The sequence below is a fragment of the Aestuariibacter sp. GS-14 genome (genome assembly GCF_006494365.1).
GTDB lineage: Bacteria > Pseudomonadota > Gammaproteobacteria > Enterobacterales > Alteromonadaceae > Alteromonas > Alteromonas mangrovi.
On sequence record NZ_VHIP01000002.1, the window covers coordinates 277,557 to 294,575 of the forward strand.

Annotated in this window: 16 protein-coding genes; 9 read left to right on the plus strand and 7 right to left on the minus strand. The window is 48.2% G+C overall.

What is annotated here, in order from left to right; all coding sequences use genetic code 11:
- Window positions 1-2: 2 nt before the first annotated feature.
- Window positions 3-1,463, minus strand: a complete 1,461-nt coding sequence (locus FJ444_RS04330; RefSeq protein ID WP_140956699.1) for a hypothetical protein — start codon at window positions 1,461-1,463, stop codon at window positions 3-5.
- Between the two features lie 337 nt (window positions 1,464-1,800).
- Here FJ444_RS04330 and FJ444_RS04335 point away from each other — a divergent pair, with 337 nt between their 5' ends.
- A complete protein-coding gene (locus FJ444_RS04335; protein WP_140956981.1) occupies window positions 1,801-4,149 on the plus strand; it encodes a zinc-dependent metalloprotease in 2,349 nt (782 codons plus the stop codon).
- Between the two features lie 52 nt (window positions 4,150-4,201).
- Here FJ444_RS04335 and FJ444_RS04340 read toward each other — a convergent pair whose 3' ends face one another.
- Both FJ444_RS04340 and FJ444_RS04345 read right to left on the minus strand, forming a co-directional pair.
- Window positions 4,202-5,332: a succinylglutamate desuccinylase/aspartoacylase family protein gene (locus tag FJ444_RS04340; protein ID WP_140956700.1), complete on the minus strand. Its 1,131-nt coding sequence runs from the start codon at window positions 5,330-5,332 to the stop codon at window positions 4,202-4,204.
- A 3-nt stretch (window positions 5,333-5,335) separates the two neighbouring features.
- The gene (locus tag FJ444_RS04345) at window positions 5,336-6,106 is read right to left on the minus strand and encodes a molybdopterin-synthase adenylyltransferase MoeB (protein WP_140956701.1); all 771 of its coding nucleotides are present in this window, start codon (window positions 6,104-6,106) and stop codon (window positions 5,336-5,338) included.
- Between the two features lie 84 nt (window positions 6,107-6,190).
- On the opposite strand from FJ444_RS04345, the gene moaB reads away from it, so the two are divergent.
- Genes moaB through FJ444_RS04380 form a run of 7 tightly spaced genes read left to right on the plus strand, consistent with a single transcriptional unit; the run spans window position 6,191 to window position 10,365 of the window.
- Entirely contained in the window at window positions 6,191-6,700 is a 510-nt protein-coding gene (gene moaB, locus FJ444_RS04350; protein WP_140956702.1) for a molybdenum cofactor biosynthesis protein B, read from the plus strand.
- Window positions 6,700-7,179: a cyclic pyranopterin monophosphate synthase MoaC gene (gene moaC, locus FJ444_RS04355; protein ID WP_140956703.1), complete on the plus strand. Its 480-nt coding sequence runs from the start codon at window positions 6,700-6,702 to the stop codon at window positions 7,177-7,179. The genes moaB and moaC overlap by 1 nt, the downstream gene beginning before the upstream one ends.
- The gene (gene moaD / locus FJ444_RS04360; RefSeq protein WP_140956704.1) at window positions 7,166-7,411 is read left to right on the plus strand and encodes a molybdopterin converting factor subunit 1; all 246 of its coding nucleotides are present in this window, start codon (window positions 7,166-7,168) and stop codon (window positions 7,409-7,411) included. Before moaC ends, moaD begins: the two co-directional genes overlap by 14 nt.
- On the plus strand, window positions 7,411-7,896 hold the full coding sequence (locus FJ444_RS04365) for a molybdenum cofactor biosynthesis protein MoaE (RefSeq protein WP_140956705.1): 486 nt from the start codon (window positions 7,411-7,413) through the stop codon (window positions 7,894-7,896). Before moaD ends, FJ444_RS04365 begins: the two co-directional genes overlap by 1 nt.
- Window positions 7,887-8,657 (plus strand): molybdate ABC transporter substrate-binding protein, encoded by a 771-nt coding sequence (modA, locus tag FJ444_RS04370; protein ID WP_140956706.1) that lies wholly within the window; start codon window positions 7,887-7,889, stop codon window positions 8,655-8,657. Before FJ444_RS04365 ends, modA begins: the two co-directional genes overlap by 10 nt.
- Window positions 8,657-9,331 carry a molybdate ABC transporter permease subunit gene (gene modB / locus FJ444_RS04375; protein ID WP_140956707.1) on the plus strand — a complete coding sequence of 225 codons (675 nt, stop codon included), beginning with the start codon at window positions 8,657-8,659 and terminating at the stop codon, window positions 9,329-9,331. The genes modA and modB overlap by 1 nt, the downstream gene beginning before the upstream one ends.
- Window positions 9,328-10,365, plus strand: coding sequence for an ATP-binding cassette domain-containing protein (locus FJ444_RS04380; RefSeq protein WP_181405061.1), 1,038 nt, complete (start codon window positions 9,328-9,330; stop codon window positions 10,363-10,365). Before modB ends, FJ444_RS04380 begins: the two co-directional genes overlap by 4 nt.
- Here the strand turns inward: FJ444_RS04380 and hemN are convergent.
- From hemN to FJ444_RS04400, 4 genes are all read right to left on the minus strand, one after another.
- Window positions 10,362-11,735: an oxygen-independent coproporphyrinogen III oxidase gene (hemN, locus tag FJ444_RS04385; protein WP_181405062.1), complete on the minus strand. Its 1,374-nt coding sequence runs from the start codon at window positions 11,733-11,735 to the stop codon at window positions 10,362-10,364. The two genes, FJ444_RS04380 and hemN, sit on opposite strands and share 4 nt — an antisense overlap.
- A gap of 101 nt (window positions 11,736-11,836) precedes the next feature.
- A complete protein-coding gene (locus FJ444_RS04390) occupies window positions 11,837-14,395 on the minus strand; it encodes a TonB-dependent receptor (RefSeq protein WP_140956709.1) in 2,559 nt (852 codons plus the stop codon).
- 168 nt (window positions 14,396-14,563) lie between these two features.
- Entirely contained in the window at window positions 14,564-14,833 is a 270-nt protein-coding gene (locus tag FJ444_RS04395) for a hypothetical protein (RefSeq protein WP_140956710.1), read from the minus strand.
- 241 nt (window positions 14,834-15,074) lie between these two features.
- On the minus strand, window positions 15,075-15,470 hold the full coding sequence (locus FJ444_RS04400) for a DUF3718 domain-containing protein (RefSeq protein WP_140956711.1): 396 nt from the start codon (window positions 15,468-15,470) through the stop codon (window positions 15,075-15,077).
- Between the two features lie 444 nt (window positions 15,471-15,914).
- Between FJ444_RS04400 and FJ444_RS04405 the strand changes: the two genes are divergently transcribed.
- Complete coding sequence (locus FJ444_RS04405) at window positions 15,915-16,883, plus strand: GGDEF domain-containing protein (protein ID WP_140956712.1); 969 nt, start codon at window positions 15,915-15,917, stop codon at window positions 16,881-16,883.
- Window positions 16,884-17,019 lie beyond the last annotated feature (136 nt).

Sequence of the window (17,019 nt, forward strand, 5' to 3'; positions counted from 1 at the left end):
GATTACTCCCAACAGGCAACAGGTTGCCCATCCTGGCTTAGTTGATAGTAGCGCCGACACAGTTCAGGCAACACATGATGCGGTGCAACACTGGCAGTCAATCGATTGAATGTATCCAATTGCCAACTGGCACCTGTTTGTCTTGCGGCCAGGCGATGCTCAATAATGTTCATGTAGCGATCCCGTTCGTCCCGGCTCACCCCTGCCAGTGCCAGTCCGTCATCAGCAACGGGCAATAAATCGGCAATAACATCGGTAACCCGGTGTTCTGACAAGGCGGTTTGGTGTTTGCCAGGCCAGATAACCCTGGCATTGAGTCCATATTGCGCACAACGGTAAAAGTTGTACTCGGCATACCGAAATGGCAAACGTTGCAGGTAACTCTCGCAATCGTAAGACAGCGATTCAACCAAACCCACTTGCAGGGCAGCGTTAGCAAGCATATCGTCAATCGTCGGACCCGCTGGCAGGCTGCGATATTCAATTCTTACATGACCATTTTCACCGGGCTGCAGTATGGCCCGGTTCCAGCTCCAAACTGTTCCATGATGCAATAGCAATTCGCCAAATCGGTTATCGGTATTATTCATTCGTTCTGCGGTGACGTGCAGAATGGGTGGATAGAGTGCAACACTTTCGGTTAAGCATTCTGCGATACCCTGGCGTAACCAGCCGTTGCCAAAATTAACCCTGGAAGGCGGTCGCCAGCGGCCACTAAAGTGGTCGCGGTAATCAATGGATTGTTTAAACAGCGCAATGCGGGTTTCCTGCCAGAGTCGCTTGCCCATAAAAAACGGCGAATTACCTGCCAGTGCCAGCACCAGTGGCGAGGTTAATTGCGCAGCATTGTAACACTGCGTGAAGCGACTCACTGGCACCCGATGATGGAATTGAAATGAGGTATTTGCCCCTTCCAGGGTCACTTCTTCACAACGGGTTTTTATTGTGTCCAGGCCATGTATATCGATGTTGAACGGGCCATTGTTTAGTGCTTTCAGTGCATTAGACAGTGCTTTATATCTGGGCCGGTTTGTCAGGAAATCCTGGGTAAGGTGTTGCGCCGATAACGTGGGTAAGATGCCAATAGCAAGCGCATGACCATCGTATAAACTGGCGGCTTGATCAATGGCTCTGGTTGCATGCCTTAACTGCGCGGCCAGTTGAGAGAAGGGGACTTCGCTGGCAACAACCGGCTCGAGATTATATTCAATATTGTATTGGTTCAGCTCATCCTGAAGTCCATTTACCCGGGCTTTACTCAACACTGATTCGTTCAGTGCCGCAGGCATGAAGTGCCGGTCGATGAGATACATTTCGAGCTCGGCACCGAAGCTGACCACCGATTGGTCATAGCAAGGACGAAGCAGTTCCTGGTCAACCGACGATAACTGACTGTGTAAGCGCTCATGAAAGAGCGTATTCTGTGCTTCGGTGACATGGTGTTGTTGAAACTGTAAGCCCATTTTCGCATCGAATGTAACGATTTTGTAATGTTTGCCAGATTACTCAGTGAACGCGCGGAACGTCTTGATACAGATCAAGCGTGTTTTTAGTTAGCGATTAATCAAAAGGGCTGCTGACAACGGCGCGATCTGGATCAAGATTTTCGAATCGCTATACAGTTTCATCGGCTTAGTTGGTCGATTTGTCACTTGAGCATGGTGTTACCCGGTAAAGTTGGGTAAGTTGGAACAAAAATCAGCCTGCAATTTGCAGTGCGTCATAACAATCACACATTCATGGGAAACGGTTCGGGAGAATATTGTGCGCACGCTCTTCTTTGTATTTTGCGCTCTTTTAATGAGCAACGTAGCGTTAGCTGCAACCAGCATTACATCATTTACCCAATCCATGCAAAAGCAGGATGGGTTTATACCCCTTTATTACAATCCTGCAGATGACAAAGTGTATCTGCAAATCAGCGCGCTGAATGAGCCATTGTTGTTTCAGTCGAGTTTGCCCCACGGCGTAGGATCAAACGACATCGGCCTGGATCGCGGCCAGTTAGGCGCAACACGACTGGTTCAGTTTGAGCGTTACGGCAACAAACTATTGCTTAAACAACTGAATACCGACTACCGGGCCAGCGCTGATAATCCAGCCGAGAAAGCCAGCATCGATGAAGCGTTTGCCGATTCGGTTATCGCGGGCTTTGTGATTCAGGCTGAAACCGACGGCGCCGTGCTAATTGACTACACCGAACAATTGTTCAGCGATATTCACGGCATTGCCGAGCGATTAAAAAAAGCCAATCAGGGGACCTTTAAAAGCGATGCAAAACGCAGTGGTGTGTATTTACCACGCACCAAGGTATTTGCTCAAAATACCGAACTTGAAGCGCTGGTAACCTTTGGCGGGCAGGGCACAGGTGCTTATTTGCAGCAAGTAACGCCAGATGCTGATTCGGTTACCGTGCATTTACATCATTCATTTGTTGCGTTACCAGATGAAGGTTACAAACCTCGTGCCTTCCATCCGTTTTCAGGCTATTGGAAACACGCTTACCAGGACTATTCTGCACCCATTACTGAGCCGATGGAGCAGGCGTTTATTCGTCGTCACCGTCTGGCAAAGAAAGATCCGACTGCCGCCGTAAGCGAACCGGTTGAACCGATTGTTTATTATCTTGATCCTGGCATTCCTGAGCCAGTGATGAGTGCATTGCGCGAAGGCGCAAGCTGGTGGAATCAGGCATTTGAAGCCATCGGATATAAAGATGCGTTTCAGGTAAAAGTGTTACCCGAGGACGCTGATCCAATGGATGTTCGTTATAACGTGATCAACTGGGTGCATCGTGCGACTCGGGGGTGGTCTTATGGCTCGTCAGTGGTTGATCCGCGTACCGGTGAAATTATCAAAGGGCACGTCACATTGGGTTCGCTACGTGTTCGTCAGGACTTTTTGATCGCGCTGGGGTTAACCAGTCCCTTTACTGAAACGGGGGGCGATATTTCTGCACAACGCGACATGGCGCTGGCGCGCATTCGTCAGCTTTCGGCACACGAAGTGGGTCATACCTTAGGCATCGCACATAACTTTGCCGCCAGTGAGAACGGCCGTGAATCAGTGATGGACTATCCACATCCTACGATCACCCTGAATGGCGATGTTATTTCGCTGGATGATGCCTATGATGTGGGCATGGGGGCCTGGGATGATTACGTGATTGCCTACGGATACCAGGATTTTGCCGAAGAAACTGATGAAGCGTCTGCATTACAGGCGCTGGTGAGTCAGGCTCGTACAGCAGGGCTTAAATATAAATCTGACGAGGACGTGCGCGCATCACATCATGGCTCAACCGATGGTCATCTGTGGGACAACGGTGCAGATCCGATTGCAGAGTTTGATCATCTGCTTAAGGTTCGTGGCATTGCGCTCAATAAAATGGGGCTCAACACCCTGCCGGCAGGCGCAAGTTTGTCGTCGCTGGAAAATGCATTGGTGCCGGTTTACCTGCTTCACCGATATCAGCTTGAGGCAGTTGCAAAACAAGTAGGTGGCATTGAGTATGATTACGAAAATAAGGGGGACAATGCCAGTCCGAAAGGCATAAAATTTGTGTCGGCGAGTACGCAGAATAATGCCATGATTCGGTTGGTAGACGCTTCTGCACCAGAGATGCTGACGCTGCCGAAATCCATTATTAAATTACTGCCACCGCCTACCTTTGCCGAAGCGCAAACCCGCGAACAATTTACCGGCAGAATGGGGCGGGTGTTTGATCCGGTTAGTGCAGCCGAAAGCGCGGCAGCGTTCAGTTTGTCTTTGCTACTACACCCTGAGCGCCTGAATCGGCTGGCATATCAACACAGTTTGCAAGCAAGTATTCCGGCCGTGGACGACGTGGTGAGAAAAATTCTGTCGGTACATTTTTATCGCAAAAAGGATGTAAAAGACAACCTCACCAAACGCCTGCAAATGGTAGCGGTTCAGTCTATTGTGCAAGCGTTACTGGCTGAGGATACGGCACCGGAAGTTAAGCTTGCGGTCACTGCAGAATTAATGACGCTAACTGAATGGCTCGAAGATGAAGATGATGTGGCGCATTACCGCGCGCTGGAGCATTACTTAAATCGATTCTGGGATACCGGAGAGTGGTCGATGGCCTTTAAACCGCTTCCATTGCCACCGGGGTCGCCAATTTAAATACGTACAAAAAACGCCGCTATAAATGAGCGGCGTTTTTTGTTCTGCGAATTTACGCCTTTTCAGTTAGCGTAAAATAGTTGGTGAAGCACTTATAAAGTTGCGTACCGCTTAACACGGATGCCGACGGGAAGTGCAGCATTGGAATGAGGTCACAAGGGGCTGTGATATCAAAACTGCCTTTTTCGTTATCCAGTTCGTCAATATTGAGTACTTTTGCCAGAATATCGCCTTGCTTCACGTGCTGCCCGGGCCTGGCACAATACTGCACCATGCCTCCCCACTGGGTATACAGAATTTTATAGTCGCTTAAGTTTACCCCTACGCGGTTCATATTGGCGGGCTGCAATTGGCTTTCCGGTAATACCCCTTTGGCAGTTAAATAACTCAGAATACTGGTGGCATCGATTTCACCTTCGTCGAAGTCAATCACTTCCTGGCTGCCCATTTCCAGTGTGAAGGCCTCCACGCCAAAATCTACCTGGCGTTTATCGCGTTCGTTTAGCAACGTGGTTAATGTCCACCACGGGCAGAATGTGGCTTCGTCCAACGCGCCTGCAAATACATTGGGAATAAAAATACAGTGCGGAAAATTAAACAGTGTTGCACTGGCTTTGGCGTAGTCAGGAATATAAATATGACGGGTAGACACCGGACCATTATGTAAATCCAGCACGTAATCGGCATCTACGGCCATTTGCTGTAAGCGCAGATTGAGTTGCTGAGCCAGCCCCAGCCCCCATGGGCTGGCAAGCTTGTTCGTTATGGCTTTACGCCAGTGCTCGCGAAAGCGTTGCTTAACTGACGCAACAGATTCTTCAGACGTTACGGTGTTGGCAAACGCTGTCACTTCGTTGGCATCGTAGTAGTAACCGCGATTCCAGTTTGTGCCGTTAACCGGGTCAAATCGACCCAGCGTATATTCTCCCGCCTTGATGTTAGTGCCAACAGGGTTACAATTTGGCACCAGAATGATTTCGCCACTGATTGGCATGTTTTGCAGCCATTGTATCAAATGGTAAATCACCACATTGCCTTGTACTTCCGCACCGTGTATCGAACTTTGAATATACACTTTCGGACCGGGGCGTATCCCTTTGATATGATACACCGGCACATTCATGGCCCGGCCAGAGGCATTTTGTGCCACCCGTATGTGCGACTTACTCACTGTATTAATCATAGTTTATCGGATCTCTTTGTGGCTGGCCTGGCATACCGGGCAACCCTGATAAGCGGGAATAGTAAATTGATTCCACTGCATATTAAGGCCATCATAGGTATGTAACAAGCCCGCACGGGTGGGGGATTTATCAAGTAAGTGCAACAATGCGATATGGGCTTGTTGCAGACCAATCAGGTTAACTACCGGAGAGAAAATACCGGCTTCGGTGCACGACAATTCAGTTGGCTGAATGAGCTGGCTTAAGCAGCCGTAACACGCACTATCCTGCACAGGGTCAACCAGCATGATCTGACCTTCAAAACGAATCGCCGCCCCGGTTACCAATGGAATATTGTGCTTGTAGCAACGGGCATTGATACTATTTCGGCTTGCCAGGTTGTCGGTACAGTCAAGTACAATATCATGTTCGGGTACGAGCTCATCCAACAACATATCGTCTGCCATTTGCGCAATCGTGTGGATAACGCAATCAGGATTGATTGCATGTAGTCTGTCACGGGCGGCATGGACTTTTTGCATCCCCACCTGTTGATTGCTGAATAAACACTGACGAGGCAGGTTGGTCACTTCGACTATGTCGCCATCAACCAGTGTTAGCTGGCCAATGCCGCTGCTGCAAAGGTGTTGCAATGCAGCGCAGCCCAATCCGCCTGTGCCAAGCACCAATACCCGCGCGTGTTGCCACCGCTCCTGACCTTGCAGGTCGATTTGCGGTAGCACAATTTGCCGGTTATAGCGCAAAGCCTGGGCATAACGGAGTGGTTTTGGCATAGTTAGCACTTTGATAGCGTTACAATAAAGCGCATAATGTACCAAATTTGACAGTCCCGTCGCAGCAGAATTTTAAGGACGTTTATGACTACCGAAGCGCTACCCGTTAATATTGCCATTCTCACTGTTTCCGATACCCGCACGCTTGATACCGATACATCAGGCCAGTACCTGCAACAGGCGGTGGAAGCGGATGGCCATAACGTAGTCGCCAGAGAACTGGTCGCCGATGACATATACCGGCAACGTGCCGTTGTTTCAGCATGGATTGCCGATCCGGCCGTTGAAGCTGTATTGGTAACAGGGGGAACGGGATTTACCGGCCGGGATTCGACACCAGAAGCACTGCGCGTGTTGTTTGATAAGGACGTCGATGGCTTTGGCGAATTGTTTCGCTATTTAAGTTATCAGGAAATCGGTACTTCTACCGTGCAGTCAAGAGCCATCGCCGGTTTCGCCAATCGCACTGTTATTTTCTGTTTACCCGGTTCTACCGGCGCGTGTCGAACCGCCTGGGAAGGCATTATTCAATCGCAACTCAATAGTACCCATCGCCCTTGTAATTTTGTTGGTCACCTGAAAGGCACCATGTAATGGGCTTGTCGCATGTTAACCGACAGGGCGAAGCCAATATGGTGGATGTCAGCGAGAAAGCGGTAACTGCCAGAGAGGCGATTGCCCAGGGCACCTTGTTGTTGTCGCAGGAGGCTTTTGCCGAAATAAGCGAAAATCGAGCGGCAAAAGGCGATGTATTGGCCGCCGCGCGTATTGCCGGTATTCAGGGGGCAAAACAATGTGCTAATTTAATTCCGCTGTGCCATCCGTTGGCGCTCAGTAAAGTGGATATTACCTTTGAATTTGACGAGGTTACTCCGAGCATTGTAGTGCAGTGCCGTTGTAAATTAAAAGGTCAGACCGGCGTGGAAATGGAGGCACTCACTGGTGTAAATATTGCGCTTCTAACCTTGTTTGATATGTGCAAAGCGGTAGACCCTAATATGATCATGACCGGCATTCACGTGCTGGAAAAGCGCGGCGGTAAAACCGGAGACTGGCAACATGGTAACGGTTAAATTTTTCGCTCAGGTACGCGAAATAGCGGGGGTGGATAGTCTCACCATTTCTTTACCTCAGCCGCCCACTATTGCGGCGTTGCGCACTCAATTAATGCGACAGTCTGCGGCGCTGAATGACGCTCTGCAGGGCAATGTGTTAATGGCGCACAATCAAACGCTCTGTAACGGCGAAACGAAACTTAATGAACACGATGAAGTGGCTTTCTTTCCGCCCGTCACCGGAGGTTAATGGTGTTTGCCCGGGTACAGACAAACGATTTCTCTCAGCAAGCGCTTTACGATGAATTATGCGGTGGTGCTGTGTCACAAGGCGCGGGAGCCATCGTTACATTCACCGGTTTGGTTCGCGATTTTAACGCACAGGGCGGGATCCAGGGCATTGAGCTGGAGTATTATCCCGGTATGACCGAATCGGCACTCAACGCGCTGTTAACACAAGCCAGCCAACGTTTTGACATTGTTGATGCTGGCATAATTCATCGCGTGGGCAAACTGGCGAACCATGCGCAGATTGTATGGGTAGGAACGGCATCACAGCATCGTGAGCAGGCGTTTTTAGCGGCAACCTTTATTATGGATATGTTAAAGCAGTCCGTGCCTATCTGGAAAAAAGAGTGGCAGGGTGATCAGGCTACCTGGGTGGTAGCCAAAACCAACGACGACAAAGCTGCAATGCGCTGGCTTAGTGAAAATCAGGATAATGCATGCGACTAAGCATTACCGGGCTGCTGATTGGATTGGCGTGTCTGTTGTTTGTTACGCAGGCAAAACCCCAAACTCAGGCTGTTACGCTTAATGTGGCTGTGGCGGCAAACTTTGCTCAGCCGTTAACGATGATTGCAGATAGTTATTTTGTAAAAACCGGCCACCGTATTCACATTACGGTGGGTTCCAGTGGTGCTTTGTTTGCGCAAATTGTGCATGGGGCGCCTTTTGATGTGTTCTTGTCTGCCGATGCTAAACGGCCTGAAGCGCTGGTTGAACAAGGGCTGGCCGAGTCTGACGATGTTGTAACGTATGCTCGCGGGCAGCTGGCTTTAATTGGGGCAGGCGAAAGCGGCGTTAACGCTCTGTTAGAAGCCGCTGATTCGACACGCATTGCAATAGCCGATCCGCGACTTGCCCCTTATGGCCTTGCCGCGCAGCAATTTTTAACTGGAATGGGCCTTTGGGAACACATGGGTAGCCGGTTAATACGAGGCAGTAATATTCAGCAAACACTGCAATTCTGGCAAACCGGCAATGTACAATTGGCGTTGATTGCGGCTTCCCAGTGTGTAAGTTACCAACTCTCCTGCGTTATGATTGATGCAGAAAAACATACCGATATTGTTCAAAAACTCAGTGTGGTAGGGCGTTCTCACAACAAAGACATTGCCCGTGATTTTGTATCCTACTTGCTGTCGCACGAAGTGCAGCATCAGTTGTCGGCAATGGGATATTTACCAGTAAGCCCCACGGGAGAGTCGCGCTAATGGATATTCAGGCCATCTGGTTAACCGCAAAACTGGCATTGGTGACTACCCTTATCCTGATGGTCGTTGCCGTACCTATGGCCTGGTGGCTGAGCCGGTGGCAGGGTGCTGGAAAAGCGCTGGTTCAGGCAATTATCGCGTTACCACTGGTACTGCCTCCCACTGTTTTGGGGTTTTATTTACTCATCGCTTTTTCACCTAATAATGCCTTTGGGCAAGGATGGCAGGCGCTGTTTGGTTCGCCGTTGGCGTTTACTTTTGAAGCATTGGTGATTGGATCGGTGCTGTATTCTTTGCCTTTTGCCGTACAGCCTTTGCATGCAGGATTTTCTCAACTCCAACCAGCCTTGTTAGAAACAGCGGCCATGCTCAATGTTCCATCAACCGCTCGATGGCGTTACATTATCCTGCCAGCCATGCTTCCCCATGCGCTTATCGCCGCTGGCTTGAGTTTTGCGCATACCATTGGCGAGTTTGGTGTGGTGTTAATGATAGGCGGCAATATTCCCGGCGAGACCCGTGTTGCCTCTATTGCACTGTTTGATCACGTTGAAGCGTTAGATTATACGCAGGCTCATCAATTAGCCGCAGTGCTGCTCGTGGTGTCATTACTGCTGCTTATTGCGTTGTATTGGCGTCAGGGCAAGGGAGGCGCACAATGGCGTGCCATGTGAATATTGAACGCGGTGACTTCCGGCTGAACGTAACGTTATCTCTGTCGGAAAGTGTACGCTGGCTGGGCATTGTGGGGCCGTCTGGTGCGGGCAAATCAACACTCATGCGTAGCTTGGCCGGATTGGAGCAATCATCTCAAATAACAGGCTTTACTGATTGGGCTGCATCAACGGATGGCAAATCCATTAAAACCGTATTGGTGTCTTCACAGACCCCTTTGTTTCCCGCGTTATCGGTATCCGGTAACTTAGCACTGGTTGCAAGTAGCAATCAGGTTAATTCTGCAGAGCTACGCCAGATTATTCAGGATTTCGAATGTCACTCGCTGCTAAACAAAGCGGTAAACGCATTATCGGGTGGCGAAGCCCAGCGAGTTGCCATTGCCCGTGCGTTACTGGCCAGACCGTCGGTATTGTTGTTAGATGAAAGCACCAGCGCAATGGATACACAACTGCGCGCGCGTGTATTATCAGCCTTGCAACAGCATACTCAGCACACCTGCAAAGTGATATGGGTTAGTCATGACTGGCAGGACATTGCCCGCTATTGTGATGAGGTAGCCGTTATTCAGCATGGGCAGCAGGTGCTTCAGGATGCGCCTGCAGCAGCGCTGAGCCGGGCCGGTGCCGACCAGACAGTTAACGGGCTAACGGGCAGTATTTTGCAAGGGCCGGTTGTTGAAAAAGAAGCAGACTTTTTGGTGTTTTCCATTGGTAAACACAAGGTAGTAACCCGGGCAATGGAAAACCCTGGAGACCGCGCTACATTGCTGGTGGATGCTCGGCATGTACTTATCTCAAAAGTACCACTTGCCCCTGCACAGGTTGGGTATGTAAATCGATTGCAGGTATCGGTAACCGGTATTGCAACCGACCAACATAGCGGTCTGCAACAGCTCACCTTGCAATGTGAAGATCAGGTTTTGTATTCGTTGTTGGAAGTCCCTGCTGCCCGGCAACTGTCAATTGCAACGGGCGAGGCCGTGTATGCCTACTTTGGCGCAGGCACATTGCCTGCCAGCCAGAGTAGTTAAATGACTCTTGAGTAGCGTTGTTGGTGCAGTTTACCTGCCAAATAGGCATCAAAACTCATACTGATGATGCGTATCAGCAATCTGGCTTTGGGGTCAACATCAATTGACGTTGCACTTACCGATACCAGTTCATCCTGAATGAACGGCGTGAGTTTATCAATGGACTCTGCAAAGTAGGGATAAAAGTCGATGTCCCATTTTTCCTCAATGTCGGCAATACTGACCTTCAGGTTACACATCAGCGCCATGATAACATCGCGGCGGATCATGTCGTCACGGCTAAGCTGAGTGCCCTTAATAACCACAGAGGTACCCGCGTCCAATGCCGCGTAATATTCGTTGAGCGCTTTAGGATTTTGCCCGTACATGTCGAAGATTGCTGATATCGATGACACACCAAGACCGAGCATGTCCAATTCGCCCAGTGTGGTATAGCCCTGAAAATTCCGGTGTAGCTCACCGCGTTGTTGCGCGATGGCCAATTCGTCATTCTGTTTGGCAAAATGGTCCATGCCGATCAGTGCATAACCAGCCTGAGTGAGGCTGGTCATGGCCAGTTTCATTAGGGTAAGTTTTGTTTGTGCGCTGGGCAACCATTCCTCTTTTATTTTCCGTTGTGCGGCGAAGCGGTCTGGCAAATGCGCATAACTAAATAATGAAATTCGCTCGGGATCCATGGCCTTCACTGCGGCCAGGGTAGTTTTAAAAGTTTGCTCGGTTTGATGAGGCAAGCCGTAGATTAGATCTAAATTTACTGAATCGAAACCGGTTTCGCGGGCGTGGGATACCAGTTCTGCAATATGTGAGGTACTTTGGATACGATTAATCGCCTGCTGAACATCAAAGTTGATATCCTGTACGCCAATGCTCAGGCGTTTGTATCCCAGGTTTGCCAGGCCAGTCAGGTATTGTTTGTCTACGTGACGCGGATCAATTTCAATACTGCATTCGGCATTGGCTTTGAAATCAAAAGCCTGCTTTAACATGGTAATAAGGCGCGTGTGTTGTTCAATCGAGAAGAAGCTCGGTGAGCCCCCGCCCAGGTGTAATTGGCCTACTTTGTAGTGTTTGAAAGCCTTTTGCCTGAGCGCAATTTCTTTTGCCAGATAATCCAGATAACGGTCGGCTTTGTCGTTATGCCGGGTGACGATTTTATTGCAGCCACAGTAGTAACAAAGCTGATGGCAAAACGGAATATGCACATAAAGCGATAAATCCCGCGTGGGGCTATCGGTAGCCGCTGCCAACAGGCTGGTGTCGTTTACTTCGTTGTTGAATTCCAGAGCAGTGGGGTAGGAGGTATAGCGAGGACCGTTTAAGTTGTATTTATTGAGTAAAGCAGGGTCAAAAAAATCAGGTGTTTGGATCATAGCGGGCTCAGGTCTCATTACGGTGCAATTAGGGTAATGAGATAAGCCTACCTGACTGGCTGAGATCTTCCTTGATCTCGTTCAATAAAATGTTGTATGGCTTAAAACTGCGTTCGCAGTGTTACGCCATAGGTGCGTGGCATGCCAGGATAAGCCATGATTTTGCCGGTTTGTACTGGTACATCAAACCCATTTTTTGCAACGTATTGGGTATCGAAAAGATTCTTACTCCACAGAATAATCTGACTTTGCCACTCTGGCAGTTCCCACATCCAACTGGCATTGACGATATCAAAATCGCCGACATGTTTAAACGGATCGGCCGTGTCATCAAGAAACAGATCGCCGGTATACTGGTAGTCGACGCGAAGGGTAGTGGGCAGGTTAAATATATCTGCATACTGCTCGACACCCAGGGTATAACGGGTTTGCGGCTCAAAACCAACCCGGTCGCCAGCTCGCGAACAATAAGGATCGGTAGGGTGCAGCCTGCCTGGGTCGTCAATACCTGTGTGCCAGCTGTATGCCACCCAGCAAGTACCGTTTTCAAACTCGTCAAAGTGTGCCAGTGTGCGGGCAAAATTCAGTGTTACTTGTGTAGAATCCAGCGGCAGCCAGGTGATATCTAATTCCAGTCCTTTGGTTTCTATTGTCCCTGCGTTTTGCAGATTAAAACCGGTGCCGGTAAAGGTGGAAGCCTGAAAATCTTCGATGTCGGTGCGATGAACTGCCAGATTCACACGTAAATCGTGTTCTGGAAAATCCTGTTTCACACCAAGCTCAAAAGCGTTGGATTTCTCTGGTAAGAACACAGGATCAAAGCCCGGCGCGATGCGGTCGGTGTTGATACCGCCAGATTTAAATCCATTGCCCCAGGATGCATAGAACAACTGGTTACTGTTGGGCTGATAACTCAGTTTTACCGTGCCACTGGTGTTGTTATACGACAACGCTTCCTGCATAGGCGGGCGGGGGAGCACTGAAGCCGTATTCAGAAAGTAAAACCCCCACCCGGCAGTTTGAAACGGGGCAATGGCTGCCAGAGAGGCGGCATCAGGCAGCGAGCCAGTGCTGAGTGCTGCTCCAATTGCGGCCAAAGCCGGACCTGCTGCAAATGGGTTGGGGAAATCCGACGGGTTCATGGAAAGCCCGTCGATGCCCGGCCCTGTTTCGGTGTACTGGCCGTCTAACGACTTGTTTTCACGGGTAAACCGAATGCCCGTTGTGAGTGTCCACTGGGGTAAAAATTGCCAGTCAGATTGCGCAAACAAGGCAATACTGTCCTGATCCTGATTGGCGGTATGATAAAACGCTGTTCCACCGGGGGTAGCTGGTGCGGCAGGCGCAATAAACCCACCAGATAACGCGCTTAGCGTGTTTAATCCGTCTACCAGTGGTTGTAACTCACTGGCGCTTACATTAAAGAAAGTTGGGAAGTCACTGCCAATTTGATTGGTAAAGGCTAAGTTTAGCGATTGGTGGAATAAAAATGCGCCCACAATCGCGTTGAAATCCGTTTGTTGATAATGAAGCCTCAGTTCCTGGGATACTGCTTGCTGGGTAGCGTCATTGGTGGTTGACAACAGGCTGACATCGCTGAAGTCTGTGTCGGTATTGTCAAAGCTATCAAACTGACGGTACGCCGTTACGGACACCAGGGTTAATGTATCATTGAGTTGCCAGTCAAGCTGGGCTGACAAGCCCTTATCCTGCATGGCTGATCGAGGTGATGTGGATAATGCGGTCTGATAATTAAAGTATTGTTCACGAGTAAAAATACTCCCCCCAAGCAATGGCGACGACAAAATAGCATCAGTACCGAATTTTCCGTCAACATCGCTAGCCTGCAAATTGCCCCGCCATGTGAGTGCTGCACAGCAGCGTTCGTCTAATTCTGCATAGTCTGCAATCACTCTTACGGAAATATCCTGCGATGGGGTGAATAGCGCCTGTAGTCTGATCCCTGAGCGATCACGGTTGTTCAGCTCGGCGTCAGGATGAGCTGTGTCTTCTACCCAACCATCGCGTTGTGAACTAAATCCACTGATCCGAAACGCCAGGATGTCATCGATTGCAGTAAATGACGCTGCACCATTCAAATTAAGCGTATTGTAATTACCCGCACTGACCTGGAAAAAACCGCTGTTGTCGAAATCTGGTGCCTGAGTATTAATCACTACGGCGCCTGACGGGGTATTTTTCCCGAATAAACTGCCTTGAGGACCACGCAGGATCTCTACTGTGCTAATGTCGGTAAGGTCGTTGATCACGGAGTTTTGACGAGCGCGGTATACGCCATCTACATACAGACCCACTGAGGACTCAAAGCCAAAATTTTGTGACGAGGTGCCTATGCCCCGAATGGCAAACGCGCTATTGGTTGCACTCTGGCTTTGGAAAGCCGAAAGCGTAGGCACACCGCGCTCAATATCATAAATATCGAAAACCGCCTTTTCTGCCAGCACAGTACCATTTAATGCTGTAACGGCAACAGGCACTTCCTGGAGGTTTTGAGTTCGCTTTTGTGCGCTTACTTCAATTATTTCCAGTTTGGGAGGCTCTTCTGACTGTGCTATCGCAGAAAACGCAAGTGATGATAAAGGTACAGATGCAATTACACTGCGAAGTAGTAAAGGAGAGAGTGGTCGGGCTTTGGTCATTGTGAGTTCCTGTCATTACCCTGATACAGCAAAGTAGGCGCAGTGTAACGCAATTTTTTAACAATTGAAGTGTTGGCAAGTGATAAATGAGATTGAATCAGTCTAAGAAAATGGGTGCAGAAAACAAAAAACGGGCAAGGATGCCCGCTCTTTTGATGAAGAGAACGTCTAGCGAAGCTGGGTTAATGCTGGCAGATGCAGTGTGCGCGCTTCAACAACGTTATTAAAATGACTGACCGTTGAAGACTGACTGGTTTGGGCATGCATAATTAGCTGGCGAACAGGTAAACCATCATTATCCTGTCTGGCCTTCTTTGCCACTTGTACCTTGCTTAGTGTGCTTCCTTCAGTTGATTTAGTAGCTTGTTCGTCAGCAGTTACGAACGGTGCTACACTGATAAAGCAAAAAGCAGTAATGTATTTCATCATGGTTTTCATCTCAGACACCCCCACATGTTCTGTAACTTCATTAAAACCTATCTCGTTGTGACAGGGTAGGTTGGGTCTTATACATGCGTATTTTTTTTAATACGTAAATTTAGGGCTGATACAATTTCATACTTTTATAGATGTTTAGTATGTCAAAAAGAAAAGGCGCACTAGGCGCCTTATCTGCAAGGCGTTTCCGCCTCGCTACCATGTTGACTGGTGTCATGAACACATGGTGTCACGAAATCTCTTACAGACGTTCTGTTAAAGCCTGAGCAACGGCGTGGTCTTGCAAACCGTTTTCGTTAATCCAGGCTTGCAGTGTTTTGCCATCTTTTTCCGGCTCTTGCAGGTCACGGCTTGGCATTTTCTTCACAAGCAGCGTACCAACTTCTATTGAATCATTTGAGATTGCAGTGCGGATTAAACTTTGGCCGTTACATGAAATACCAGTGTAGTAATCATGCAGTTTCATGCGGTAATCTGATTCAACAGAGCGCATTTTTTTGCGCAGTTCGCCTTTGTCGTCGGCACTTACGATAGTGCAGATGTTAGCCAGGGCTTCGTTTACATCAGCTTGCGCAGTCGCAGATACACCAAGGCTAGCAGTAACAATCAGGGCAGCAGTTTTAGCAAATTTCAACATGGGTAAATCCTCGTTAGATGTTTTATTTATTTACGTAGCAGTTCGTTTGTTTGTTAAGTGTATTAAAGCGCACGAAATTGGATGAAAAAACAGCAGGTGCCATACATGGGTATTCTGCATTATACGTTTTTGCGAATGGACGAGGGCGGGCATATCGGCGGGAATCTACATTATTCTGTCTAATGTCTTTAAAATACATATAGTTAAAGTAGGTTTTAGGTTGGGTTGTTTTGCGTTTTGTATTTTAAAATACAGTTTTTTTATACGTGGAAAAAATGCTTTATTTGTTAATTTTTTGTGTTTTTATTTAAATGCGCCCGCTGTATCGCATTTATTTTTGGGTTTTTGGCGAAAAGATTGACTTAAAATTTGACGATTATTTACGGCTAAACAATGCTTAATAAACCGGCCAACACTGTTTACAAGTGAAGAAACTGAAGTCCTATGAGTTTTGAGCAATTACAGACCGCTTTTGCTTTGTCGTCGAGGCTGATTGAATCAAAAACCTTCCACGATTTAAACGTCGCCCTTATCACCTTGTTAATGGAAATTGACAACATTAAGGACGTGTCTTCTTATGAAATTCTGGGTAAGAGACATACCGGCAACGAAACCAATGAGCCATTAATAAGAAAATTTCCGTTATCATTGGACGAAAACTTTAAAGATGAATATCAGTCTGTTGTGCAATTCGTTTTCAGAGAGGGGAGCGCGGGTGTTGAAAAACACACTATTAATGACCTGCCTTTTATTTGTATTTACGTAAACAAAGATGAGCCGCCGGAAAAGCTGGTGCTGATCCAGGGAATGGTAAACGACTACGAGTTTGAGATCATCAAAGGGCTTGCGAGTATATACGAGCATCAGATTAATCTTTTTGATGTAAAAGAGCGGGATCTGCTCACCAAACTGCACAACCGGCAAACCTTTGTTACCACCCTGGAACAGGTGCTTGATTTCTATCGGCGCAATATGCCATCAGAACGCAGTTCATTCCTTGCCATCCTGGATATTGATCATTTTAAACAAGTAAATGACAGGTTTGGGCACTTGCAAGGGGATGAAGTGTTAATTCATTTTGCCAATTTAATGCGAAAGTCGTTTCGGCATGCTGATTTTCTGTTCAGGTATGGCGGCGAAGAATTTGTAGTTATTATTAATCAAACAGACATTCAGGCTGCGTTGTCATTGTTAGACAGTTTTCGTTTGCGTGTCCAGCAATACGATTTTCCTTCGGGCAATATTACGGTCAGCATTGGCGTAACGGCAATAAACCCGATAACGCCGATCCCCTCGATCATTGAAATTGCGGATGAAGCACTGTATCTGGCAAAAAATAATGGTAGAAATCGTATTGAGGTAATGGACAGAAGTACAAAGCAAATCTTCAGCAGCGATATCGAGTTGTTTTAGTTATTCGGCATGTTTGTTTGTGAAAGGTTGAAAAAATAAAGGCGCCGTAAGGCGCCTTTTAATGCAGGGGACTGCTAAACCTCCCTGCAACCATGTTGAAATGGTGACATGGCTATCATGTGATTGTTTCTGTCGC

Coding starts and splice junctions, on each gene's coding strand:
- FJ444_RS04330 (WP_140956699.1), bottom strand. CDS start 1,463: ATGGGCTTACAGTTTCAACAACACCATGTCACCGAAGCACAGAATACG.
- FJ444_RS04335 (WP_140956981.1), top strand. CDS start 1,801: ATGAGCAACGTAGCGTTAGCTGCAACCAGCATTACATCATTTACCCAA.
- FJ444_RS04340 (WP_140956700.1), bottom strand. CDS start 5,332: ATGATTAATACAGTGAGTAAGTCGCACATACGGGTGGCACAAAATGCC.
- FJ444_RS04345 (WP_140956701.1), bottom strand. CDS start 6,106: ATGCCAAAACCACTCCGTTATGCCCAGGCTTTGCGCTATAACCGGCAA.
- moaB (WP_140956702.1), top strand. CDS start 6,191: ATGACTACCGAAGCGCTACCCGTTAATATTGCCATTCTCACTGTTTCC.
- moaC (WP_140956703.1), top strand. CDS start 6,700: ATGGGCTTGTCGCATGTTAACCGACAGGGCGAAGCCAATATGGTGGAT.
- moaD (WP_140956704.1), top strand. CDS start 7,166: ATGGTAACGGTTAAATTTTTCGCTCAGGTACGCGAAATAGCGGGGGTG.
- FJ444_RS04365 (WP_140956705.1), top strand. CDS start 7,411: ATGGTGTTTGCCCGGGTACAGACAAACGATTTCTCTCAGCAAGCGCTT.
- modA (WP_140956706.1), top strand. CDS start 7,887: ATGCGACTAAGCATTACCGGGCTGCTGATTGGATTGGCGTGTCTGTTG.
- modB (WP_140956707.1), top strand. CDS start 8,657: ATGGATATTCAGGCCATCTGGTTAACCGCAAAACTGGCATTGGTGACT.
- hemN (WP_181405062.1), bottom strand. CDS start 11,735: ATGATCCAAACACCTGATTTTTTTGACCCTGCTTTACTCAATAAATAC.
- FJ444_RS04390 (WP_140956709.1), bottom strand. CDS start 14,395: ATGACCAAAGCCCGACCACTCTCTCCTTTACTACTTCGCAGTGTAATT.
- FJ444_RS04395 (WP_140956710.1), bottom strand. CDS start 14,833: ATGAAAACCATGATGAAATACATTACTGCTTTTTGCTTTATCAGTGTA.
- FJ444_RS04400 (WP_140956711.1), bottom strand. CDS start 15,470: ATGTTGAAATTTGCTAAAACTGCTGCCCTGATTGTTACTGCTAGCCTT.
- FJ444_RS04405 (WP_140956712.1), top strand. CDS start 15,915: ATGAGTTTTGAGCAATTACAGACCGCTTTTGCTTTGTCGTCGAGGCTG.